Genomic DNA, 18,703 nt, shown 5'->3' with positions numbered 1-18,703 from the left:
GAAAGGAAAAAATGATAGTCGAACAAAAATTTGGAAATGGTTTTACTTGGATTAACATTGAAGCAGAGCAATTGCGAACAGAAACATCGGAAATTCAAGCAAAATATTTGGATAGTGAGATTATTACATATGCTCTGGATGATTATGAACGAGCCTTTATGGAATGTTCTCATATTAAAGGAAAAGAAGTCTTGACGATTATTTTTAATACTATTGATCTAAAGCAGAAAGAAAGTTATTATGAGACCGTTCCGATGACCTTTTGCTTATCACACGACCGTTTGATAACGGTGACACGGTCTCGAAATAGTTATATGCTAGAACTATTGCAAAAATATCTAGACCGTAATCCAGATGTCTCTCCTAAAAAATTTTTATTTGCAGCTTTAACTTTGATTACAAAACAATATTTTAATGTTGTATCGAAAATTGATAGAGAAAAGGATATTCTCAACCGTCAATTGAGAGAACAAACAACCAATAAGCGCTTATTAGCCATGAGTGACCTAGAGACAGGATCCGTTTATCTTTTGACAGCTGCCAATCAAAATGCATTGGTATTAGAGCAATTAGATGTTCATCCTAGTCAGCGATTTAATTCTGAAGTGGAAAAAGAACAGTTATCAGATGCTCTCATTGAAGCGCATCAGTTAGTCAGTATGACACAATTAAACAGTCAGGTACTTTCACAATTATCATCTACTTTTAATAATGTCTTAAATAATAACTTGAACGAAAACTTAACAGGTTTGAATATCATTTCGATTAATTTAGCGATTATTGCAGCAATTACTGGCTTTTTTGGGATGAATATTCCATTACCTCTTACAGAATCACGGAGTTCATGGTTAATTGTTATTGCTACTTCGGTCTTACTTTGGGTTATTATTGCTCAAATTTTAAAACGAGTTTTTAACTTAAGAAAATAAAAATATTCGGTGCTTACGCACCGAATATTTTTTTATTTACCTAAGCAGAATTGGCTGAAGAGCTGAGTTATTAGTTCATCTGGAGCTGCATCCCCAGTGATTTCTCCAAGTATTTCCCAAGTTCTAGTCATATCGACTTGTAAGAGATCAACAGGCATTCCTAATTCCAAGCCCTCATTGACAGCTTTTAAACTATCAACGGCTTTTTCAATTAGTGAGATATGGCGAGCATTTGATAGATAAGTAGCGTCATGTTCTACCATACCAGCGTTGTCAAAGAAAATATCGTTAATACGTTCTTCGATTTTATCGATGTTTTCATTTTCTAAAACCGAAATTGGAATAACATTTTTAGGTAATTCGTTAACTTCTATTTTTTGAGGAAGATCCGTTTTATTGAGTAATACGATACGATTACTTTCTTTACTTAGTTCTAGAAGGGAGCGGTCTTGTAATGTTAGTGGTTCGGAACTATTGAGAACCAACAACACAAGGTCGGCTTCTTCTAAAGCCTTCTTTGAACGTTCAACACCAATTTTTTCAACGATATCATCTGTATCACGGATACCAGCAGTGTCAACTAGTTTTAAAGGAACTCCTTTAATATTGACGTATTCTTCAATAACATCACGAGTTGTTCCTTCAATATCTGTCACAATCGCCTTTTCTTCACGTAAGAGGTTATTTAGTAAGCTGGATTTACCGACATTTGGACGACCAATGATTGCTGTTGAAAGTCCTTCTCGAAGAATTTTTCCACGTCTGGCAGTTCGAAGTAAATTTTCCATAAGTGCTTGAAACTCTTGTGTTTTTTCACGCATCAGTGTTGTAGTCATCTCTTCAACGTCATCATATTCAGGGTAATCGATATTAACTTCAACTTGGGCTAGAGTATTTAAAATTTCTTGTCGAGTGTTATTGATTAGTGTCTTTAAAGAACCATCTAATTGCTTAACGGCAATATCCATTGCTTTATCTGTTTTAGCTCTAATAAGATCCATAACAGCTTCAGCCTGAGTCAAGTCAACTCGACCATTTAAAAAAGCACGTTTAGTAAATTCTCCTGGTTCAGCCATTCGTGCTCCATGTCGTAAAATTAACTGAAGAATTTCGTTAGTAACTGCAATTCCTCCATGCGTATTAATTTCAATAACATCTTCTCTTGTGAATGTTTTTGGAGCAAGCATAACGCCTAACATAACTTCATCCAAGATTTCATTTTTATCTGGGTCCACAATATGACCATAGTTTAAGGTATGGGATTGGATCGCGGATAGATCTTTTCCACGATAAATTTTTGATGCTATCTTTAAGGCATCTGTACCAGATATACGGACAATACCAATAGCTCCCTCACCGAGAGGAGTTGAAATAGCTGCGATGGTATCAAATTCTTTTGTAATAGACATAAAGTCTCTCTCTTTCTTGGAAATTACTAACATTCATTGTAACCTAAAGCCCTAAAAGGTGCAATCATTTGATTAAAAGAGAAGATTTCCATAATGGTTTTATTTGAAGGTATGCTATAATAAAACTATGATTATACTACAAGGAAACAAAATTGAGCGCTCATTTTCAGGTGATGTGCTTTTTGATAATATTAATATTCAAGTTGATCAACGTGATCGTATTGCTCTTGTTGGACGTAATGGTGCTGGCAAATCAACGCTTCTTAAAATTTTAGTTGGTGAAGAGGCTCCGACAAAAGGAGAAATAAATAAAAAGCGTGATTTGAGTTTGTCCTACTTGGCACAAGATAGTCGTTTTCAATCTGAAAATACAATTTTCCAAGAAATGTTACAAGTTTTTGACTCATTAAGAGAAGTAGAGAAGCGCTTACGTGAATTGGAATTACAAATGGGGCAAGTTTCAGGAAGTGACCTGGAACAATTGATGAAAACATACGATATTTTGTCAGAAGAGTTTCGTGAAAAAGGTGGCTTTACCTATGAATCAGATATAAAGGCTATTTTAAATGGTTTTAAGTTTAACAGTGATATGTGGGAAATGCCTATTAGTGAATTGTCTGGCGGGCAAAATACACGATTAGCGCTTGCAAAAATGCTACTTGAAAAGCCAGAATTACTTGTTTTAGATGAACCAACGAACCATTTAGACATTGATACGATTGCTTGGTTAGAAAATTATCTTGTAAATTATCAAGGAGCCCTTATTATTGTCAGCCATGACCGCTATTTTTTAGACAAGGTAGCTACAGTAACTTATGATTTAACGACACATTCTCTAGACCGCTATGTAGGCAATTATTCGAAATTTATGGATCTTAAGGCAGAGAAAATAGCGACTGAAGAAAAGAATTTTGAAAAACAACAAAAAGAAATTGCTAAGTTAGAAGATTTTGTACAACGTAACATTGTTAGGGCTTCAACCACTAAACGAGCACAAGCTCGTCGTAAACAATTAGAAAAGATGGAACGACTCGACAAACCGAATGTAGAGCAAAAATCAGCTAATATGACTTTTCATGCTGGGAAAGTCTCAGGGAATGTTGTTTTAACACTTGAGAATGCAGCTATTGGTTATGAAGGTGTTTCTTTATCGGAGCCAATCGATTTGGACGTGAAGAAATTTGATGCTATTGCAATTGTAGGTCCAAATGGTATCGGGAAATCAACTTTAATCAAATCGCTTGTTGGGCAAATTCCTTTTATCAAAGGAGAAGCAAAATTAGGAGCAAATGTCGAAACTGGGTATTACGATCAAAGTCAAAGTAATTTAACAAAAACGAATACTGTTTTAGATGAGTTATGGGATGCTTTTTCAACAACGCCAGAAGTTGAAATTAGAAACCGTTTAGGAGCTTTTCTTTTTTCAGGTGATGATGTTAAAAAATCAGTTTCAATGCTATCAGGTGGTGAACGAGCGCGTTTGCTATTGGCAAAATTATCTATGGAAAATAATAATTTTCTCATATTAGATGAGCCAACAAACCACTTGGATATTGATAGTAAAGAAGTCTTAGAAAATGCACTCATCGAATTTGATGGCACATTACTTTTTGTTAGTCATGATCGCTATTTTATTAATCGTGTGGCAACTAAGGTTCTCGAAATTTCTGATAAGGGAAGTACTCTCTATCTAGGAGATTATGATTATTACCTCACTAAGAAAGCCGAACTAGAGGAATTAGCACGTTTAAATGAAGAAGAAGTGAGTGCTTCAAAAACAGAAATCGACGTTACATCAGATTATGAGACACAAAAAGCAAATCAAAAGGAATTTAGGAAAATTACCCGTCGCGTTGTAGAAATTGAGGCGCGTTTGGAAGTTCTTGAAAATGATGAAAACAATATCAATGGTTTAATGTTAGAAACCAATGACATCGGAAAACTCTCTGATTTGCAAAAAGAGCTGGAATCAATCCAAGAAGAACAATTGCTATTAATGGAAGAGTGGGAAAATCTAAATATGAGACTAGATTTGTGAGAAAATTTCAAAAACAATAGTTTGTGAAAAAAAGTACATTTTAAATTGAGATGCCTTTTACGAAAACAAAGAAAGCGGTTCAAATTCTTGCATCTTGTGAAAAAAACTTATACAATAATTAAGTAATAAAGATTTTTTTGGAGGTTAGAATGGTAACTCTATCTAAAGAACAACACTTGGATATGTTTCTAAAAATGCAACGTATTCGTGATGTTGATATGAAATTTAACAAATTGGTTCGTCGTGGTTTCGTCCAAGGGATGACTCACTTCTCTGTTGGTGAAGAAGCTGCTTCAGTAGGTGCTATCCAAGATTTAACAGATTCAGATATCATTTTCTCAAACCACCGTGGACACGGACAAACTATTGCAAAAGGTATTGATATTGGTGGAATGTTTGCTGAACTTGCTGGTAAAGCAACAGGAACATCAAAAGGTCGTGGAGGCTCAATGCACTTAGCAAACCTTGAAAAAGGTAACTATGGAACAAACGGTATCGTCGGTGGAGGATATGCGCTTGCAGTAGGTGCTGCCCTTACACAGCAATATGAAGGAACTGATAACATTGTTATCGCCTTTTCGGGTGACTCAGCGACTAACGAGGGCTCATTCCATGAGTCAGTTAACTTAGCTGCTGTTTGGAACTTACCAGTTATCTTCTTTATCATCAACAACCGTTATGGTATCTCAACAGACATCACATACTCAACTAAAATTCCTCACCTTTACATGCGTGCTGATGCGTACGGTATTCCAGGGCATTATGTTGAAGATGGTAATGACCTTATGGCTGTTTACGAGAAAATGCATGAAGTTATCAATTACGTGCGTTCAGGAAATGGACCAGCTATTGTAGAGGTTGAATCATACCGTTGGTTTGGTCATTCAACTGCTGATGCTGGGGTATACCGTACTAAAGAAGAAGTTGATTCATGGAAAGCTAAAGATCCAGTAAAACGCTACCGTGCATACTTAATTGAAAATGAAATCGCTACTGAAGAAGAGCTTGCAGCTATTGAAGCACAAGTGATTAAAGAAGTTGAAGAAGGGGTTAAATTCGCTGAAGAAAGTCCATTCCCTGATATGTCTGTTGCATTTGAAGACGTTTTTGTGGACTAAAATAACCTAAAGTAGATGAGATTTATCTCGTTCTATTATTCAATTGATTAAAAAACGGATATTCGGAGGAAATAATGAGCGAAACTAAAGTTATGGCTTTGCGCGAAGCGATTAATGTCGCTATGAGCGAAGAAATGCGCAAAGATGAAAAAGTATTTTTAATGGGTGAAGATGTAGGTGTATATGGAGGAGACTTCGGTACATCTGTTGGTATGTTAGAAGAGTTTGGTGCTAAGCGCGTTCGCGACACACCAATCTCAGAGGCTGCGATTGCAGGTTCAGCTATCGGTGCTGCACAAACAGGTTTGCGTCCTATCGTTGATTTGACATTCATGGATTTTGTAACAATCGCAATGGATGCTATCGTTAACCAAGGTGCTAAAACGAATTATATGTTTGGTGGAGGTCTATCAACTCCAGTTACTTTCCGTGTGGCATCAGGGTCAGGTATTGGTTCGGCTGCACAACACTCACAATCATTAGAAGCTTGGTTAACACACATTCCAGGTCTAAAAGTTGTTGCACCTGGTACTGTTAATGAGTCAAAAGCACTTTTGAAATCTTCTATTCTTGACAATAACCCAGTTATCTTCTTAGAGCCAAAAGCTCTCTATGGTAAGAAAGAAGAAGTTAATATGGACCCTGATTTCTATATTCCACTTGGTAAAGGGGATATTAAGCGTGAGGGGACTGACTTAACAATTGTTTCTTATGGCCGTATGCTTGAGCGTGTTATGCAAGCTGCTGAAGAAGTTGCTGAGGAAGGTATTAACGTTGAGGTTGTTGATCCACGTACACTTATTCCGCTTGATAAAGAATTAATTATCGATTCTGTTAAGAAAACTGGTAAATTGATCTTGGTTAACGATGCTTATAAAACTGGTGGTTTCACTGGTGAAATTGCAACTATGGTTGCTGAAAGTGAAGCATTTGATTACCTTGATCATCCTATCGTGCGTCTTGCAAGTGAAGATGTTCCAGTACCGTATTCACGTGTACTTGAACAAGGAATCTTACCTGATGTAGCAAAAATTAAAGATGCTATCTATAAAGTAGTTAACAAAGGTAAATAATTCATAAAACAAAGAGGGACTGAGGAATGAGTGAAAACTTAGCCTCTTTCCTTGTTTATAGGTTTTAATTTATATCGTTAGATGAAACATATATTTGACGATATAGTTTAGTGTGAAAGGAAAACTATGGCTGTCGAAATTATTATGCCTAAACTCGGGGTTGATATGCAAGAAGGCGAAATCCTTGAGTGGAAAAAACAGGTAGGTGATGTTGTTAATGAAGGTGACGTCCTACTTGAAATTATGTCAGATAAAACAAATATGGAGATTGAAGCAGAAGACTCAGGTGTTTTACTAAAAATCACACATGGGAATGGAGATGTTGTTCCTGTAACTGAGACAATTGGTTATATTGGTGCTGAAGGTGAAGAAGTAACAGAAGCATCTTCTTCTGAAAATACATCAGTTGAAGAAAACGCGACACAAGTAACTTCAGAACCAGAAAAAGTTGAAGAAACATCAGAACCAAGTGTGCCAGCAGCTACAAGTGGTGAAAAAGTACGTGCCACTCCTGCAGCTCGTAAATTAGCAAGAGAGATGTCTATTGACCTTGCACTAGTATCTGGAACAGGGGCAAATGGTCGCGTTCACAGAGAAGATGTTGAAAACTTCAAGGGTGCTCAACCACGTATTACACCATTGGCACGTCGAATTGCTGAAGATCAAGGAGTTGATATAGCAGAAATCACTGGCAGTGGTATTCGTGGTAAAATTGTTAAAAATGATGTTTTGGCTGCTATGTCACCGCAAGCAGCAGAGGCTCCTGTAGAAACTAAAGCTACACCAACAACAGAAGAAAAACAATTACCAGAAGGTGTTGAAGTCATTAAGATGTCTGCAATGCGTAAGGCTATTTCTAAAGGTATGACTAACTCTTACCTCACTGCTCCAAGCTTTACACTTAACTATGACATTGATATGACTGAAATGATGGCTCTTCGCAAGAAATTAATTGATCCAATCATGGCTAAAACAGGCTTGAAAGTCAGCTTTACTGATTTGATTGGAATGGCCGTTGTTAAGACATTGATGAAACCAGAGCATCGATACCTAAATGCTTCATTAATTAACGATGCACAAGAAATTGAGCTTCATAATTTTGTTAATATTGGAATCGCAGTTGGTCTTGATGATGGTTTGATTGTTCCTGTTGTTCACAATGCTGATCAAATGTCACTTTCTGACTTTGTTATAGCATCTAAAGATGTTATTAAGAAAACTCAAGAAGGTAAATTAAAATCAGCTGAAATGTCAGGTTCAACATTCTCAATTACTAACTTAGGTATGTTTGGTACTAAGACGTTTAACCCAATTATCAATCAACCGAACTCAGCAATCCTTGGAGTAGGAGCTACTATTCCGACTCCAACAGTGGTTGATGGTGAAATTGTAGCTCGACCAATTATGGCAATGTGTTTAACAATTGACCACCGTATTGTTGATGGAATGAATGGTGCTAAGTTTATGGTTGATCTTAAGAACTTAATGGAAAACCCATTTGGTTTACTTATTTGATTCCGTAGGTCTTAATTTGATATAATAAGTTATTCGAAAAACGAAAGAGGAAATAAAAAATGGCTTTTGATGTAATTATGCCAAAACTTGGGGTTGACATGCAAGAAGGCGAAATCCTTGAGTGGAAAAAAAATGAAGGTGACACCGTTAATGAAGGTGATGTCCTTCTTGAAATCATGTCTGATAAAACCAATATGGAAATCGAAGCAGAAGACACTGGTGTACTTTTAAAAATTGTACATCAGGCAGGAGATGTTGTTCCCGTCACTGAAGTGATTGCCTATATCGGAGAAGAAGGTGAAGAAGTAGGTACGTCATCACCTTCAGCTGATGCAACTATCACAGCTGAAGATGGTCAATCAGTTTCTGGACCTGCTGCTCCTTCACAAGAGACAGTTGCAGCAGCAACTCCTAAAGAAGAACTTGCAGCTGATGAGTACGATATCGTAGTCGTAGGTGGTGGGCCTGCAGGTTATTACGCAGCAATCCGCGGTGCTCAACTTGGAGGAAAAATTGCCATTGTTGAGAAAACTGAATTTGGCGGTACGTGTTTGAATGTTGGTTGTATCCCTACAAAAACATATCTTAAAAATGCTGAAATCCTAGATGGTTTGAAAGTAGCAGCTGGACGTGGTATCAACCTTGCTTCAACTAACTATGCAATTGATATGGATAAGACTGTTGCCTTTAAAAATTCTGTAGTTAAGACACTGACTGGTGGTGTACGTGGTCTCTTGAAAGCGAACAAAGTTGAAATTTTCAATGGACTTGGACAAGTAAACCCTGATAAGTCTGTTGTTATTGGCGATAAAGTTATCAAAGGTCGTAACGTCGTCCTTGCGACTGGTTCTAAGGTATCTCGTATTAATATTCCAGGTATTGAATCACCATTAGTATTAACATCAGATGATATTCTTGATTTACGTGAAATTCCTAAGTCACTTGCTGTTATGGGTGGTGGTGTCGTAGGTATTGAGCTTGGTCTTGTATGGGCTTCATATGGTGTTGACGTAACTGTTATTGAAATGGCTGATCGCATCATTCCAGCAATGGATAAAGAAGTATCGCTAGAACTTCAAAAAATCCTTGCTAAGAAGGGAATGAAGATTAAAACATCAGTTGGTGTTTCTGAAATTGTTGAAGCCAATAATCAATTAACGCTTAAATTAAACAACGGTGAAGAAGTTGTTGCTGATAAAGCTCTTCTTTCAATTGGACGTGTTCCACAAATGAATGGTCTTGAAAATCTTGAGCCTGAACTTGAGATGGAACGTGGACGTATTAAAGTTAATGCTTATCAAGAAACTTCAATTCCAGGTATCTATGCACCAGGTGATGTTAATGGAACTCGTATGTTAGCTCATGCTGCATACCGTATGGGTGAAGTAGCTGCTGAAAACGCACTCGGCGGTAATAAGCGTAAAGCACATCTAGATTTCACTCCAGCAGCTGTTTATACTCATCCTGAAGTAGCAATGGTGGGGATGACAGAAGAGCAAGCACGTGAACAATATGGTGACATATTAGTTGGTAAAAATAGCTTTACAGGCAATGGTCGTGCTATCGCTTCAAACGAAGCACATGGTTTTGTAAAAGTAATTGCTGAACCTAAGTATAAAGAGATTCTTGGTGTTCACATTATTGGTCCAGCTGCAGCGGAATTGATTAATGAAGCTTCTACGATTATGGAAAATGAGTTGACTGTCTACGATGTAGCACAATCTATCCATGGTCACCCAACATTCTCTGAAGTTATGTACGAAGCTTTCTTAGATGTTCTCGGTGAAGCTATTCACAACCCTCCAAAACGCAAATAATTTTGTTTAATATATTTGAGATTGAGCTTTTATAGCTTCAATCTCTTTTCACGTATATATTGTCTGAATATTATAAAATATTAGTTAGGAATTTAAAATGAAATATATCGTTAACACGTCTAATGATCCGGCTTACAATGTTGCTTTAGAAGCTTACGCCTTTCAAAAGTTGACAGATATCGATGAAATCTTTATTCTTTGGATTAATGAACCGGCTATCATTATTGGACGCCATCAAAATACAATTCAAGAAATTAACAAAGAGTTCATTGATAAAAATGGCATCCATGTTGTCCGTCGTTTGTCAGGAGGCGGAGCAGTTTATCATGACTTGAATAATTTAAACTACACTATTATTTCTAATAATACACAAGAAGGTGCCTTTGATTTCCAAACTTTTCCAAAACCAGTTATTGATACTCTTGCTAAATTAGGTGTTAAAGCAGAATTTACTGGTCGTAATGATTTAGAAATCAATGGACAAAAATTTGCAGGAAATGCTCAAGCTTATTACAAAGGTCGTATGATGCATCATGGTTGTCTTTTATTTGATGTTGATATGTCAGTCTTAGGGCAAGCACTCAAAGTATCTAAAGACAAAATTGAATCTAAAGGGATAAAATCTGTACGCGCACGTGTTACAAATATTGTTGACCATCTTTCAGATAAAATTACAGTACAAGAATTTAGCGATGCCATTTTAGCTCAAATGAAGGAAGAATATCCAGAGATGGATGAATATGTTTTGAGTGATGCCGAGTTATCAGAAATCCAAGCTATGCGCGATAATCAATTTGCTACATGGGATTGGACGTATGGTAAAGCACCTGAATACACCATTGAACGTGGTGTCCGCTATCCAGCTGGAAAAATTACGACTTATGCTAATGTTGAAAATTCAACGATAAAATCTGTCAAAATCTTTGGTGACTTCTTTGGAGTGAAACCTGTGGATGATATTGAAAAAATGTTGGAGGGTGTCCGCTACGATTACAAAGATGTTTTAGCAGCGCTTAAAACAGTTGATACAAGTCAATACTTCTCACGTATGACACCCGAAGAGATTACAAAAGCTATTGTAGACTAAAATCAAAAAATCTAGTCAAAGTCTTCGCCTTTGGCTAGGTTTTTTGTATGGTTAAGTGACGTTATAGTAGTAAAAAAACAACGTTATTGATAACGCTGGTTTTTATATTATTCAAAATCTGCTTTTGATTTAACGTCTCCGTATTCTTCAGGAATCTCTAAAGATAAAATTTCTTCATAACTAGGGAGGACAATCTCTTTACCGTATTTGTTACGGAGGGCAGTTGCCACAAGACGGTAAGCTAGATTAGCATTACGAGAAAGGATTGGACCGTGAAAGTATGACCCAAAAACATTCTTATAATGAACCCCTTCAGTACCATCTTCTTTGTTATTCCCATTTCCATAAATGACGGTTCCTAAAGGTTTTTCGTCTTCTGATAAAAAGGTACGTCCTTGATGATTCTCAAAGCCATAATATGTTTCATTGAATTCATCGTTGTGAATCTTGATATCACCAATATAGCGATTATTATTTTGGTTTAGCGTATAGTGTCCCATAACGCCAATGCCCTCTATTCGTTCTCCATTAGCTTGAATATAGTATTGTCCTAAAAGTTGGAAACCTCCACAAATAGCAAGTACTACACCATTATTTTGAATGAATTTGTTAATGTCTTCTTTCTTACTGGGAAGATCGCGTGCAACAATGGCTTGTTCGTAGTCTTGTCCACCACCAAAAAATGCCATCTGATAATAGTTGGGATCAAATCTATCTTCTAATGAAACGATATCAAATGTCATTTGACATCCTAGTTTTTCTCCCACATATTTCATCATTAAGATATTTCCGTTATCGCCATAAGTATTTAATAGGTTACCATAAAGATGAGCTACATTAAGAGTGTATTTATAATCTTTGGTAGTAGGAGATTTTAGTGAGGTATAAGTCATTAATTCATCTCCTTTCTGATAGCGTTGTGGTTAGCAAGAATTTCACGAAACTCCAGCATAGCTGTATATGTTGCTAAAATATAAGCATGCTCAGTCTCTTGCTGCTCAATCATTGTCATAATATCTTGCAGTTTATCAGCTTGTTTTATGCGTTTCTCATCATAACCAGTTACACGTAAGCGACGAGCAATTTCAGAGTGGCGAACACCACCAGCAAATATTTCTGGGATATTCATCGTGAGAATAGTTTCAAAATTAGCGTCCCAAATCCAAGAAGTATCAATACCGTCAGCATAATTGGCATTCAGTAGTACTGAGAGAGAGAACGGGTATGGAGCAAGTTTAATCATATCAAGAGCTTGACTAGCTCCTACCGGATTTTTAATCAGAACTAAAGTACATTTTTTATTTCCAATTGTAAAGGTTTCTTGACGACCAAAAACGGCACGGCTTTTATCAAATCCATCCTTAATTTGACTTGGTTCTACACCAAAATATTCAGCAACAGATACTGCCGCCAAAGCATTGTAAATATTATAAAGGCCACCCACGTTGATATTATATTGTTGGCCATCAATAACGAAACCTGATGAAGTATTTGTCAGATGTGTTAGCCTTGTTAAGGCATAATCAAGGTTTGGACGTTCAAAATCACAATTAGGACAAGTGTAGTCACCAAGGTTGGCATATGTGTTCAATCGATAAGTTAAAATTGCTTGACACTTTGGACAGAGAATACCCTCAGTATTATAGTGTGCTAATCGTGGCTCATGTTTGTCGGTATTAAATCCATAGAATTGCACAGGGTTAGTCACGCTTTTAGAATTAAAAAGTGGACTGTCACCGTTAGCTAAGATAGTAGCTTGCGGAGCGTTAGCAGCTCCATCTAAAATCATTTGATAAGTTGTGTAGATTTCGCCATAACGGTCCATTTGATCACGGAAAATATTGGTAAAGACGAACAAACTAGGCTTTATATACTGTGTAATACGGGGTAAACTCGCTTCGTCTATTTCAAGGACAGCTATTTTTTTACCAGATTTACTTTTCTTAGCTGTTAGGAAGGTCGAAACAATACCTGTAATCATATTTGCTCCACTTGGGTTGGTTACCACCTGACCGAAGGCTTCCTTTAAAATACCAACTGTTAAAGCTGTTGTTAAGGTTTTACCGTTAGTACCAGTCACAACTACAATTTCATAATCTTTGGCAATTGTATCTAGTATATCTTTATCGAATTTGAGTGCTAAACTACCCGGATAAGTAGAGCCACGTCCCATTTTACTTAAAAGGTAATGAGCAGACTTACCGGCAGCCACTCCTAGTGCTGTATTTATTTTCATAAAGATATTTTATCATAAAAAGATGCTTTCTTGCTAAAGAAAATATTATGAAAACATGGTATAATGTAGACGATGGAAAATAAGAAATCAAGGAGTTAAGCAAGAAACTCTTCGACAGGCTACCAGTAGAGAGGAAGATATGGATATTTTTTCAGCTATTGATTCAAAGTTTTGGGCGAGCATTATGGAAAATCCATGGATGATCCTTATTCATCTCATGGATATTATCATAGTAGCTGTTCTGATTTATAAATTTATCAAAGCGCTAGCAGGCACAAAAATTATGTCCTTAATTCAGGGCGTTATTTTGTTTATCATCATTAGATTTGTGTCAGAATGGATAGGGCTAACAACGATTACATTTTTGATGAATCAGATTGTTACTTATGGTGTAATTGCAGGTGTTGTCATCTTTGCTCCAGAGATTAGAACAGGTCTCGAAAAATTTGGGCGAACACCACAACTATTTACGCAACGTTCTCAATTAAGCAGTGATGAAAAGCTAGTAGATGCCCTTGTTAAGGCAGTTGCTTATATGAGTCCGCGTAAAATAGGAGCCTTGATTTCAATTGAACGTACCCAAACTTTGCAAGAGTATATAGCTACAGGTATCCCATTAGATGCAGATATTTCCAGTGAATTGTTAATTAATATTTTCATTCCTAATACACCACTGCATGATGGTGCTGTTATTGTAAAAGATAAAAAAATTGCTACAGCATGCTCGTACTTACCTCTATCAGAATCATCTTCGATTTCAAAAGAATTTGGAACACGCCACAGAGCAGCGATTGGTCTATCAGAGAATTCAGATGCACTAACAGTTATTGTTTCTGAAGAGACTGGTGGTATTTCTGTTGCTTTGAAAGGTGAATTTTTACATGATCTTTCTAAAGATAGCTTTGAAGCAATTCTGAGAACTCAGTTGATTCAAAATCAAGAGGAAAACTCAAAATTAGCTTGGTATAATCAACTATTGAGGAGGAAGTAGACATGAAAAAATTTTTTACAAATAAATTTTGGTTAGGCGTTGTCTCACTCTTTCTGGCTATTTTATTATTTTTAACGGCAACTGCAACAAGTATGAACCATCAAGACAATAGTAAGATTGCAGGAGCGTCTGAGACATATACACATACCCTAACAGATGTGCCAATAGACATCAAATACGATAGTGATGATTACTTTATTAGTGGATATTCTTATGGGGCAGATGTCTATATGTCATCGGTTAATCGTGTTAAGTTAGATTCTGAAATAAATGAGGATACACGAAAATTTAAAGTAGTCGCCGATTTGACAAATATGAAACCAGGGACTCACAAAGTCCCACTAAAGGTAGTAAATTTGCCATCTGGTGTAAATGCTACGGTTTCTCCAACAACAATTACAGTAACTATGGGTAAAAGGAAAACAAAAGAGTTTCCGGTTTATGGACATGTTAATGATAAGCAAATTAAAGCTGGTTATGCAGTCGATAAGATGTCAGTTGATGTGTCAAAAGTTAAAGTTACTAGTGATGAATCTATTATAGATCGTATTGACCATGTCGCTGCCAATATCCCTGATGATAAAGTTCTTGATGATGATTTTAACAAGACAGTTACTTTACAAGCTGTAACAGCAGATGGTACAGTATTAGCAAGTATTATTCACCCTTCTAAAGCAACTTTATCTGTCAAAGTAAAAAAATTGACCAAGACAGTACCGATTAATTTGATACCAGTAGGACAATTCAGCGATAGTATTTCAAAAATTAACTACAAGTTGAGTCAAGAAAAAGCAGTAATTTCAGGAACAAAAGAGGCTTTAGAAGCTATTTCTGTTATTAATGCTGAGGTAGATATTTCAGACGTAACTAAAAATACAGAAAAGAAAATTAATCTTTCTGCAAACAATGTTTCAGTTGATCCTGCTCAAGTAACAGTTCAATTGACAACTACTAAAAAATAATAGATAATAAAAACGAAAAAAATGGAGGTAGCGTTTTTCGCTAGAAAAAAATTATGGGAAAATATTTTGGTACAGATGGTGTTCGCGGTGAAGCTAATGTTGAACTGACGCCAGAATTGGCTTTTAAATTAGGACGTTTTGGAGGATATGTTCTAAGTCAACACGAAACTGATCGTCCGAGAGTTTTTGTAGCTCGTGATACTCGTATTTCTGGTGAAATGCTGGAATCTGCTTTGATTGCTGGTCTACTTTCAGTAGGTATTGAGGTTTATAAACTTGGTGTTTTAGCCACTCCTGGAGTGTCTTACCTTGTCCGTACAGAAAAAGCTAGTGCAGGGGTTATGATTTCAGCAAGCCACAATCCAGCACTTGATAATGGTATTAAGTTCTTTGGTAGTGATGGTTTTAAACTTGATGATGATCGTGAATTAGAAATTGAAGCTTTACTTGATGCGAAGGAAGACACTTTACCACGTCCATCAGCACAAGGTTTAGGTACTTTAGTAGATTATCCTGAAGGACTTCGGAAATATGAGAAGTTTATGGAATCAACTGGTATTGATTTAGAAGGTATGAAGGTTGCGTTGGATACAGCAAATGGAGCAGCAACAGCCTCAGCTCGGAATATCTTTTTAGACTTGAATGCTGATATAAGTGTTATTGGTGATCAACCAGATGGTTTGAATATCAATGATGGTGTTGGTTCGACACATCCTGAGCAATTACAAAGTTTAGTTAGAGAAAATGGTTCCGACATCGGTCTAGCTTTTGATGGTGATAGTGATCGTTTGATCGCTGTTGATGAAAATGGAGAGATTGTAGATGGTGATAAAATTATGTTTATCATTGGGAAATATCTCTCTGATAAAGGGCAGCTTGCTCAGAATACAATCGTAACAACGGTTATGTCAAATCTCGGCTTTCATAAAGCGCTCGACCGTGAAGGAATTCATAAAGCGATTACCGCTGTAGGAGACCGCTACGTGGTTGAAGAAATGCGTAAATCAGGATATAATCTTGGCGGAGAGCAATCAGGCCACGTTATTATCATGGATTACAATACTACAGGGGATGGACAATTAACAGCCATCCAATTGACTAAGGTCATGAAAGAAACTGGTAAGAAATTATCAGAGTTAGCTAGTGAAGTGACGATTTATCCTCAAAAATTAGTAAATATTCGTGTTGAAAATAACATGAAAGATAAAGCGATGGAAGTTCCTGCAATTGCGGAAATTATTGCTAAAATGGAAGAAGAGATGGATGGCAATGGTCGTATTCTAGTACGTCCTAGTGGTACTGAGCCTCTTCTTAGAGTTATGGCAGAAGCGCCAACAAATGAAGCGGTTGATTATTATGTTGATACTATCGCAGATGTCGTTCGTACAGAAATTGGTTTAGATTAAAACGGCGTTATTCTGCTATAAAGTCGTCAATGTTATAAAATAATAAAGAGATGGAATTGGAGTGGAGCATCAAGCATACGCCTTTCTCTCTCTTTTTGATTTGAGAAGGGAGTTTAGAGAAAATGACTAAAGAAGCAGAATTATTATGGGCTAAACACAAGTATTTAGTCTTAAGTAAATCTCAGAAAATTTATTTGGATATTAGACAAACTTTGAAATCACCAAATTGTACCGTTTTAGACGTTCAGTCACTCATTGACCAAGCAGTGCTTTTAGAAGAATCACCATCACAAGTGACTAATGCTTATATGCATATATGGGGCTATTTTAAAAATAAGGCAGAGCGTCAAGAAAAAGAAGAATTTTTAACCTTGCTGGAAAAATACAGGAAAACAGGTTATCAACGAAGAAAACTGTTAGCTTTTCTAAAACAGCTATTAGCTAAATACCCAAATTCTTATTTACAAAACTCTTCTATTTTCGAAGAAGAGTAAAAGATTGATAGTTGAGGTATATAAATGAGATTATGGCATCAAGATATTATTGAGTTATTGCCTAGGCAGCAACTTTTAGGACAGCATAGAGAGTGTTGTGCATTGAGAGGGAATGGGTGGGGGAGAAAACATGAGACTGTTGATTATGTTTTTCGATATTCACCTTATAGGTTATTTGCATATCATCAATTAGTTATGGAAGAAATGATGGAGCGTGGGTATCGTGTATCTAAAGAATGGCTAATTGCAGAATATAGGGGAATGAAGTGCCCAAGATATGATACACTTAATCCTGTTGACTTGGAGACACCTATCTATCCCGAGCACAATCAAGACTATCTACAAGAATGTCTATGGAATTTAAAAGCAAAAGGAATTGACCTTCCTATAAATAAGATAAAATAGAGATTTATCTCTATTTTATTTTGGAATAAAAAGCTATATTATCAAGTTTTAGAGGAGTGTTTTTTTAAGGGCAAAGTGGTAAAATAGAAACATGTTAAAGAAACCAACCTCAGCATATGTACACATTCCATTTTGTACCCAAATATGTTATTATTGTGATTTTTCAAAAGTTTTTATTAAAAATCAGCCTGTAGACGCTTATCTTCAGGCTCTTATCCGTGAATTTCGGTCTTATGATATTACAGAATTGCGCACCTTATATATTGGAGGAGGGACACCTACATCTATAAGCGCTGTGCAACTGGACTATTTATTGACGGAGTTAAGTAGAGATTTAAACTTAAATACTTTAGAGGAGTTCACTATCGAAGCTAATCCAGGAGATTTAACCGTTGATAAAATAGAGGTGCTTCAAAAGTCAGCTGTCAATAGAGTTTCTCTAGGAGTTCAGACCTTTAATGATAAACATTTAAAGCGTATTGGACGCAGTCACAATGAGGCACAAATTTATTCTACAATTGATGCTCTTAAAACAGCTGGTTTTCAAAATATCTCTATTGACCTAATTTATGCCTTACCTGGACAAACGATGGATGATGTTAGAAGTAATGTAGCCAAAGCTCTCTCTCTAAATATTCCTCATTTGAGTTTATATAGTTTAATTTTAGAACACCATACTGTATTTATGAATAAAATGCGTCGTGGGAAATTACATTTGCCAACAGAAGATTTAGAAGCCGAGATGTTTGAATATATCATTTCTGAAATGGAAAGAAATGGTTTTGAGCATTATGAAATTTCTAATTTTACAAAGCCGGGTTTTGAAAGTCGTCATAATTTGATGTACTGGGATAATGTAGAATATTATGGTGTTGGTGCAGGCGCTTCTGGTTATCTTGATGGTATTCGTTATCGTAATAGAGGGCCAATACAACATTATCTAAAGGGGGTTTCAGAAGGTAATGCAAGGTTATCTGAAGAAGTATTATCAAAAAATGAAATGATGGAAGAGGAGCTTTTCCTCGGTCTTCGTAAAAAAGAGGGTGTTTCCATCGGAAAATTTGAACAAAAATTTGGAACGTCCTTTGAGAAACGTTACGGTCAGATTGTTCAAGAACTCCAAAGTGATGGGCTTTTGAAAGAAAATAATGGTTTTATCCAGATGACTAAAAAAGGTCTCTTCTTAGGAGATACGGTTGCCGAGAAATTTATTGTGGAGTAAA

At 36.3% G+C, this 18,703-nt stretch carries 16 protein-coding genes; 13 read left to right on the top strand and 3 right to left on the bottom strand.

The window, feature by feature from the left end; all coding sequences use genetic code 11:
* The first annotated feature begins 11 nt into the window (after positions 1 to 11).
* Positions 12 to 929, top strand: a complete 918-nt coding sequence (locus EGX70_RS03090; protein ID WP_000634649.1) for a magnesium transporter CorA family protein — start codon at positions 12 to 14, stop codon at positions 927 to 929.
* A 32-nt stretch (positions 930 to 961) separates the two neighbouring features.
* Here the strand turns inward: EGX70_RS03090 and mnmE are convergent, their stop codons facing one another.
* Positions 962 to 2,338 carry a tRNA uridine-5-carboxymethylaminomethyl(34) synthesis GTPase MnmE gene (mnmE, locus tag EGX70_RS03085; RefSeq protein ID WP_000028893.1) on the bottom strand — a complete coding sequence of 459 codons (1,377 nt, stop codon included), beginning with the start codon at positions 2,336 to 2,338 and terminating at the stop codon, positions 962 to 964.
* A gap of 127 nt (positions 2,339 to 2,465) precedes the next feature.
* Here mnmE and EGX70_RS03080 point away from each other — a divergent pair, with 127 nt between their 5' ends.
* The 6 genes from EGX70_RS03080 (at position 2,466) to EGX70_RS03055 (ending at position 10,986) form a co-directional block, all read left to right on the top strand.
* Positions 2,466 to 4,376, top strand: coding sequence for an ABC-F family ATP-binding cassette domain-containing protein (locus EGX70_RS03080; RefSeq protein ID WP_000584913.1), 1,911 nt, complete (start codon positions 2,466 to 2,468; stop codon positions 4,374 to 4,376).
* Positions 4,377 to 4,525: 149 nt separating this feature from the next.
* Positions 4,526 to 5,494 carry a thiamine pyrophosphate-dependent dehydrogenase E1 component subunit alpha gene (locus EGX70_RS03075; protein ID WP_000258166.1) on the top strand — a complete coding sequence of 323 codons (969 nt, stop codon included), beginning with the start codon at positions 4,526 to 4,528 and terminating at the stop codon, positions 5,492 to 5,494.
* Between the two features lie 74 nt (positions 5,495 to 5,568).
* Positions 5,569 to 6,567, top strand: coding sequence for an alpha-ketoacid dehydrogenase subunit beta (locus EGX70_RS03070; protein ID WP_000005088.1), 999 nt, complete (start codon positions 5,569 to 5,571; stop codon positions 6,565 to 6,567).
* Positions 6,568 to 6,693: 126 nt separating this feature from the next.
* The gene (locus EGX70_RS03065; protein ID WP_000257565.1) at positions 6,694 to 8,082 is read left to right on the top strand and encodes a dihydrolipoamide acetyltransferase; all 1,389 of its coding nucleotides are present in this window, start codon (positions 6,694 to 6,696) and stop codon (positions 8,080 to 8,082) included.
* A gap of 59 nt (positions 8,083 to 8,141) precedes the next feature.
* A complete protein-coding gene (gene lpdA / locus EGX70_RS03060) occupies positions 8,142 to 9,899 on the top strand; it encodes a dihydrolipoyl dehydrogenase (RefSeq protein ID WP_000863368.1) in 1,758 nt (585 codons plus the stop codon).
* A 97-nt stretch (positions 9,900 to 9,996) separates the two neighbouring features.
* Positions 9,997 to 10,986 carry a lipoate--protein ligase gene (locus EGX70_RS03055; RefSeq protein ID WP_123947901.1) on the top strand — a complete coding sequence of 330 codons (990 nt, stop codon included), beginning with the start codon at positions 9,997 to 9,999 and terminating at the stop codon, positions 10,984 to 10,986.
* Positions 10,987 to 11,093: 107 nt separating this feature from the next.
* On the opposite strand, the gene gatD is transcribed toward EGX70_RS03055, so the two are convergent.
* Both gatD and murT read right to left on the bottom strand, forming a co-directional pair.
* Positions 11,094 to 11,879, bottom strand: a complete 786-nt coding sequence (gatD, locus tag EGX70_RS03050) for a lipid II isoglutaminyl synthase subunit GatD (protein ID WP_000222749.1) — start codon at positions 11,877 to 11,879, stop codon at positions 11,094 to 11,096.
* Positions 11,879 to 13,222: a lipid II isoglutaminyl synthase subunit MurT gene (gene murT, locus EGX70_RS03045; protein ID WP_000700880.1), complete on the bottom strand. Its 1,344-nt coding sequence runs from the start codon at positions 13,220 to 13,222 to the stop codon at positions 11,879 to 11,881. The genes gatD and murT overlap by 1 nt, the downstream gene beginning before the upstream one ends.
* Positions 13,223 to 13,361: 139 nt before the next feature.
* On the opposite strand from murT, the gene cdaA reads away from it, so the two are divergent.
* The 6 genes from cdaA to hemW all read left to right on the top strand — a co-directional run bounded on the left by cdaA (position 13,362) and on the right by hemW (position 18,702).
* Positions 13,362 to 14,213 (top strand): diadenylate cyclase CdaA, encoded by an 852-nt coding sequence (gene cdaA, locus EGX70_RS03040; RefSeq protein ID WP_000350949.1) that lies wholly within the window; start codon positions 13,362 to 13,364, stop codon positions 14,211 to 14,213.
* Positions 14,214 to 14,215: 2 nt separating this feature from the next.
* Entirely contained in the window at positions 14,216 to 15,175 is a 960-nt protein-coding gene (locus tag EGX70_RS03035; protein ID WP_123947899.1) for a YbbR-like domain-containing protein, read from the top strand.
* 53 nt (positions 15,176 to 15,228) lie between these two features.
* A complete protein-coding gene (gene glmM / locus EGX70_RS03030; RefSeq protein WP_000521427.1) occupies positions 15,229 to 16,581 on the top strand; it encodes a phosphoglucosamine mutase in 1,353 nt (450 codons plus the stop codon).
* Positions 16,582 to 16,703: 122 nt separating this feature from the next.
* Positions 16,704 to 17,075, top strand: coding sequence for a YbgA family protein (locus tag EGX70_RS03025; RefSeq protein WP_000159234.1), 372 nt, complete (start codon positions 16,704 to 16,706; stop codon positions 17,073 to 17,075).
* A 24-nt stretch (positions 17,076 to 17,099) separates the two neighbouring features.
* A complete protein-coding gene (locus EGX70_RS03020; RefSeq protein ID WP_001241816.1) occupies positions 17,100 to 17,480 on the top strand; it encodes a TIGR02328 family protein in 381 nt (126 codons plus the stop codon).
* A 91-nt stretch (positions 17,481 to 17,571) separates the two neighbouring features.
* Complete coding sequence (hemW, locus tag EGX70_RS03015) at positions 17,572 to 18,702, top strand: radical SAM family heme chaperone HemW (RefSeq protein WP_000914664.1); 1,131 nt, start codon at positions 17,572 to 17,574, stop codon at positions 18,700 to 18,702.
* The last annotated feature ends 1 nt before the right edge of the window (position 18,703 follow it).

Source organism: Streptococcus sp. FDAARGOS_522 (genome assembly GCF_003812445.1).
GTDB classification, from domain to species: domain Bacteria; phylum Bacillota; class Bacilli; order Lactobacillales; family Streptococcaceae; genus Streptococcus; species Streptococcus agalactiae.
Note: the sequence above shows the minus strand (reverse complement) of the source record. Positions and strands in the feature narration are given on the sequence as shown.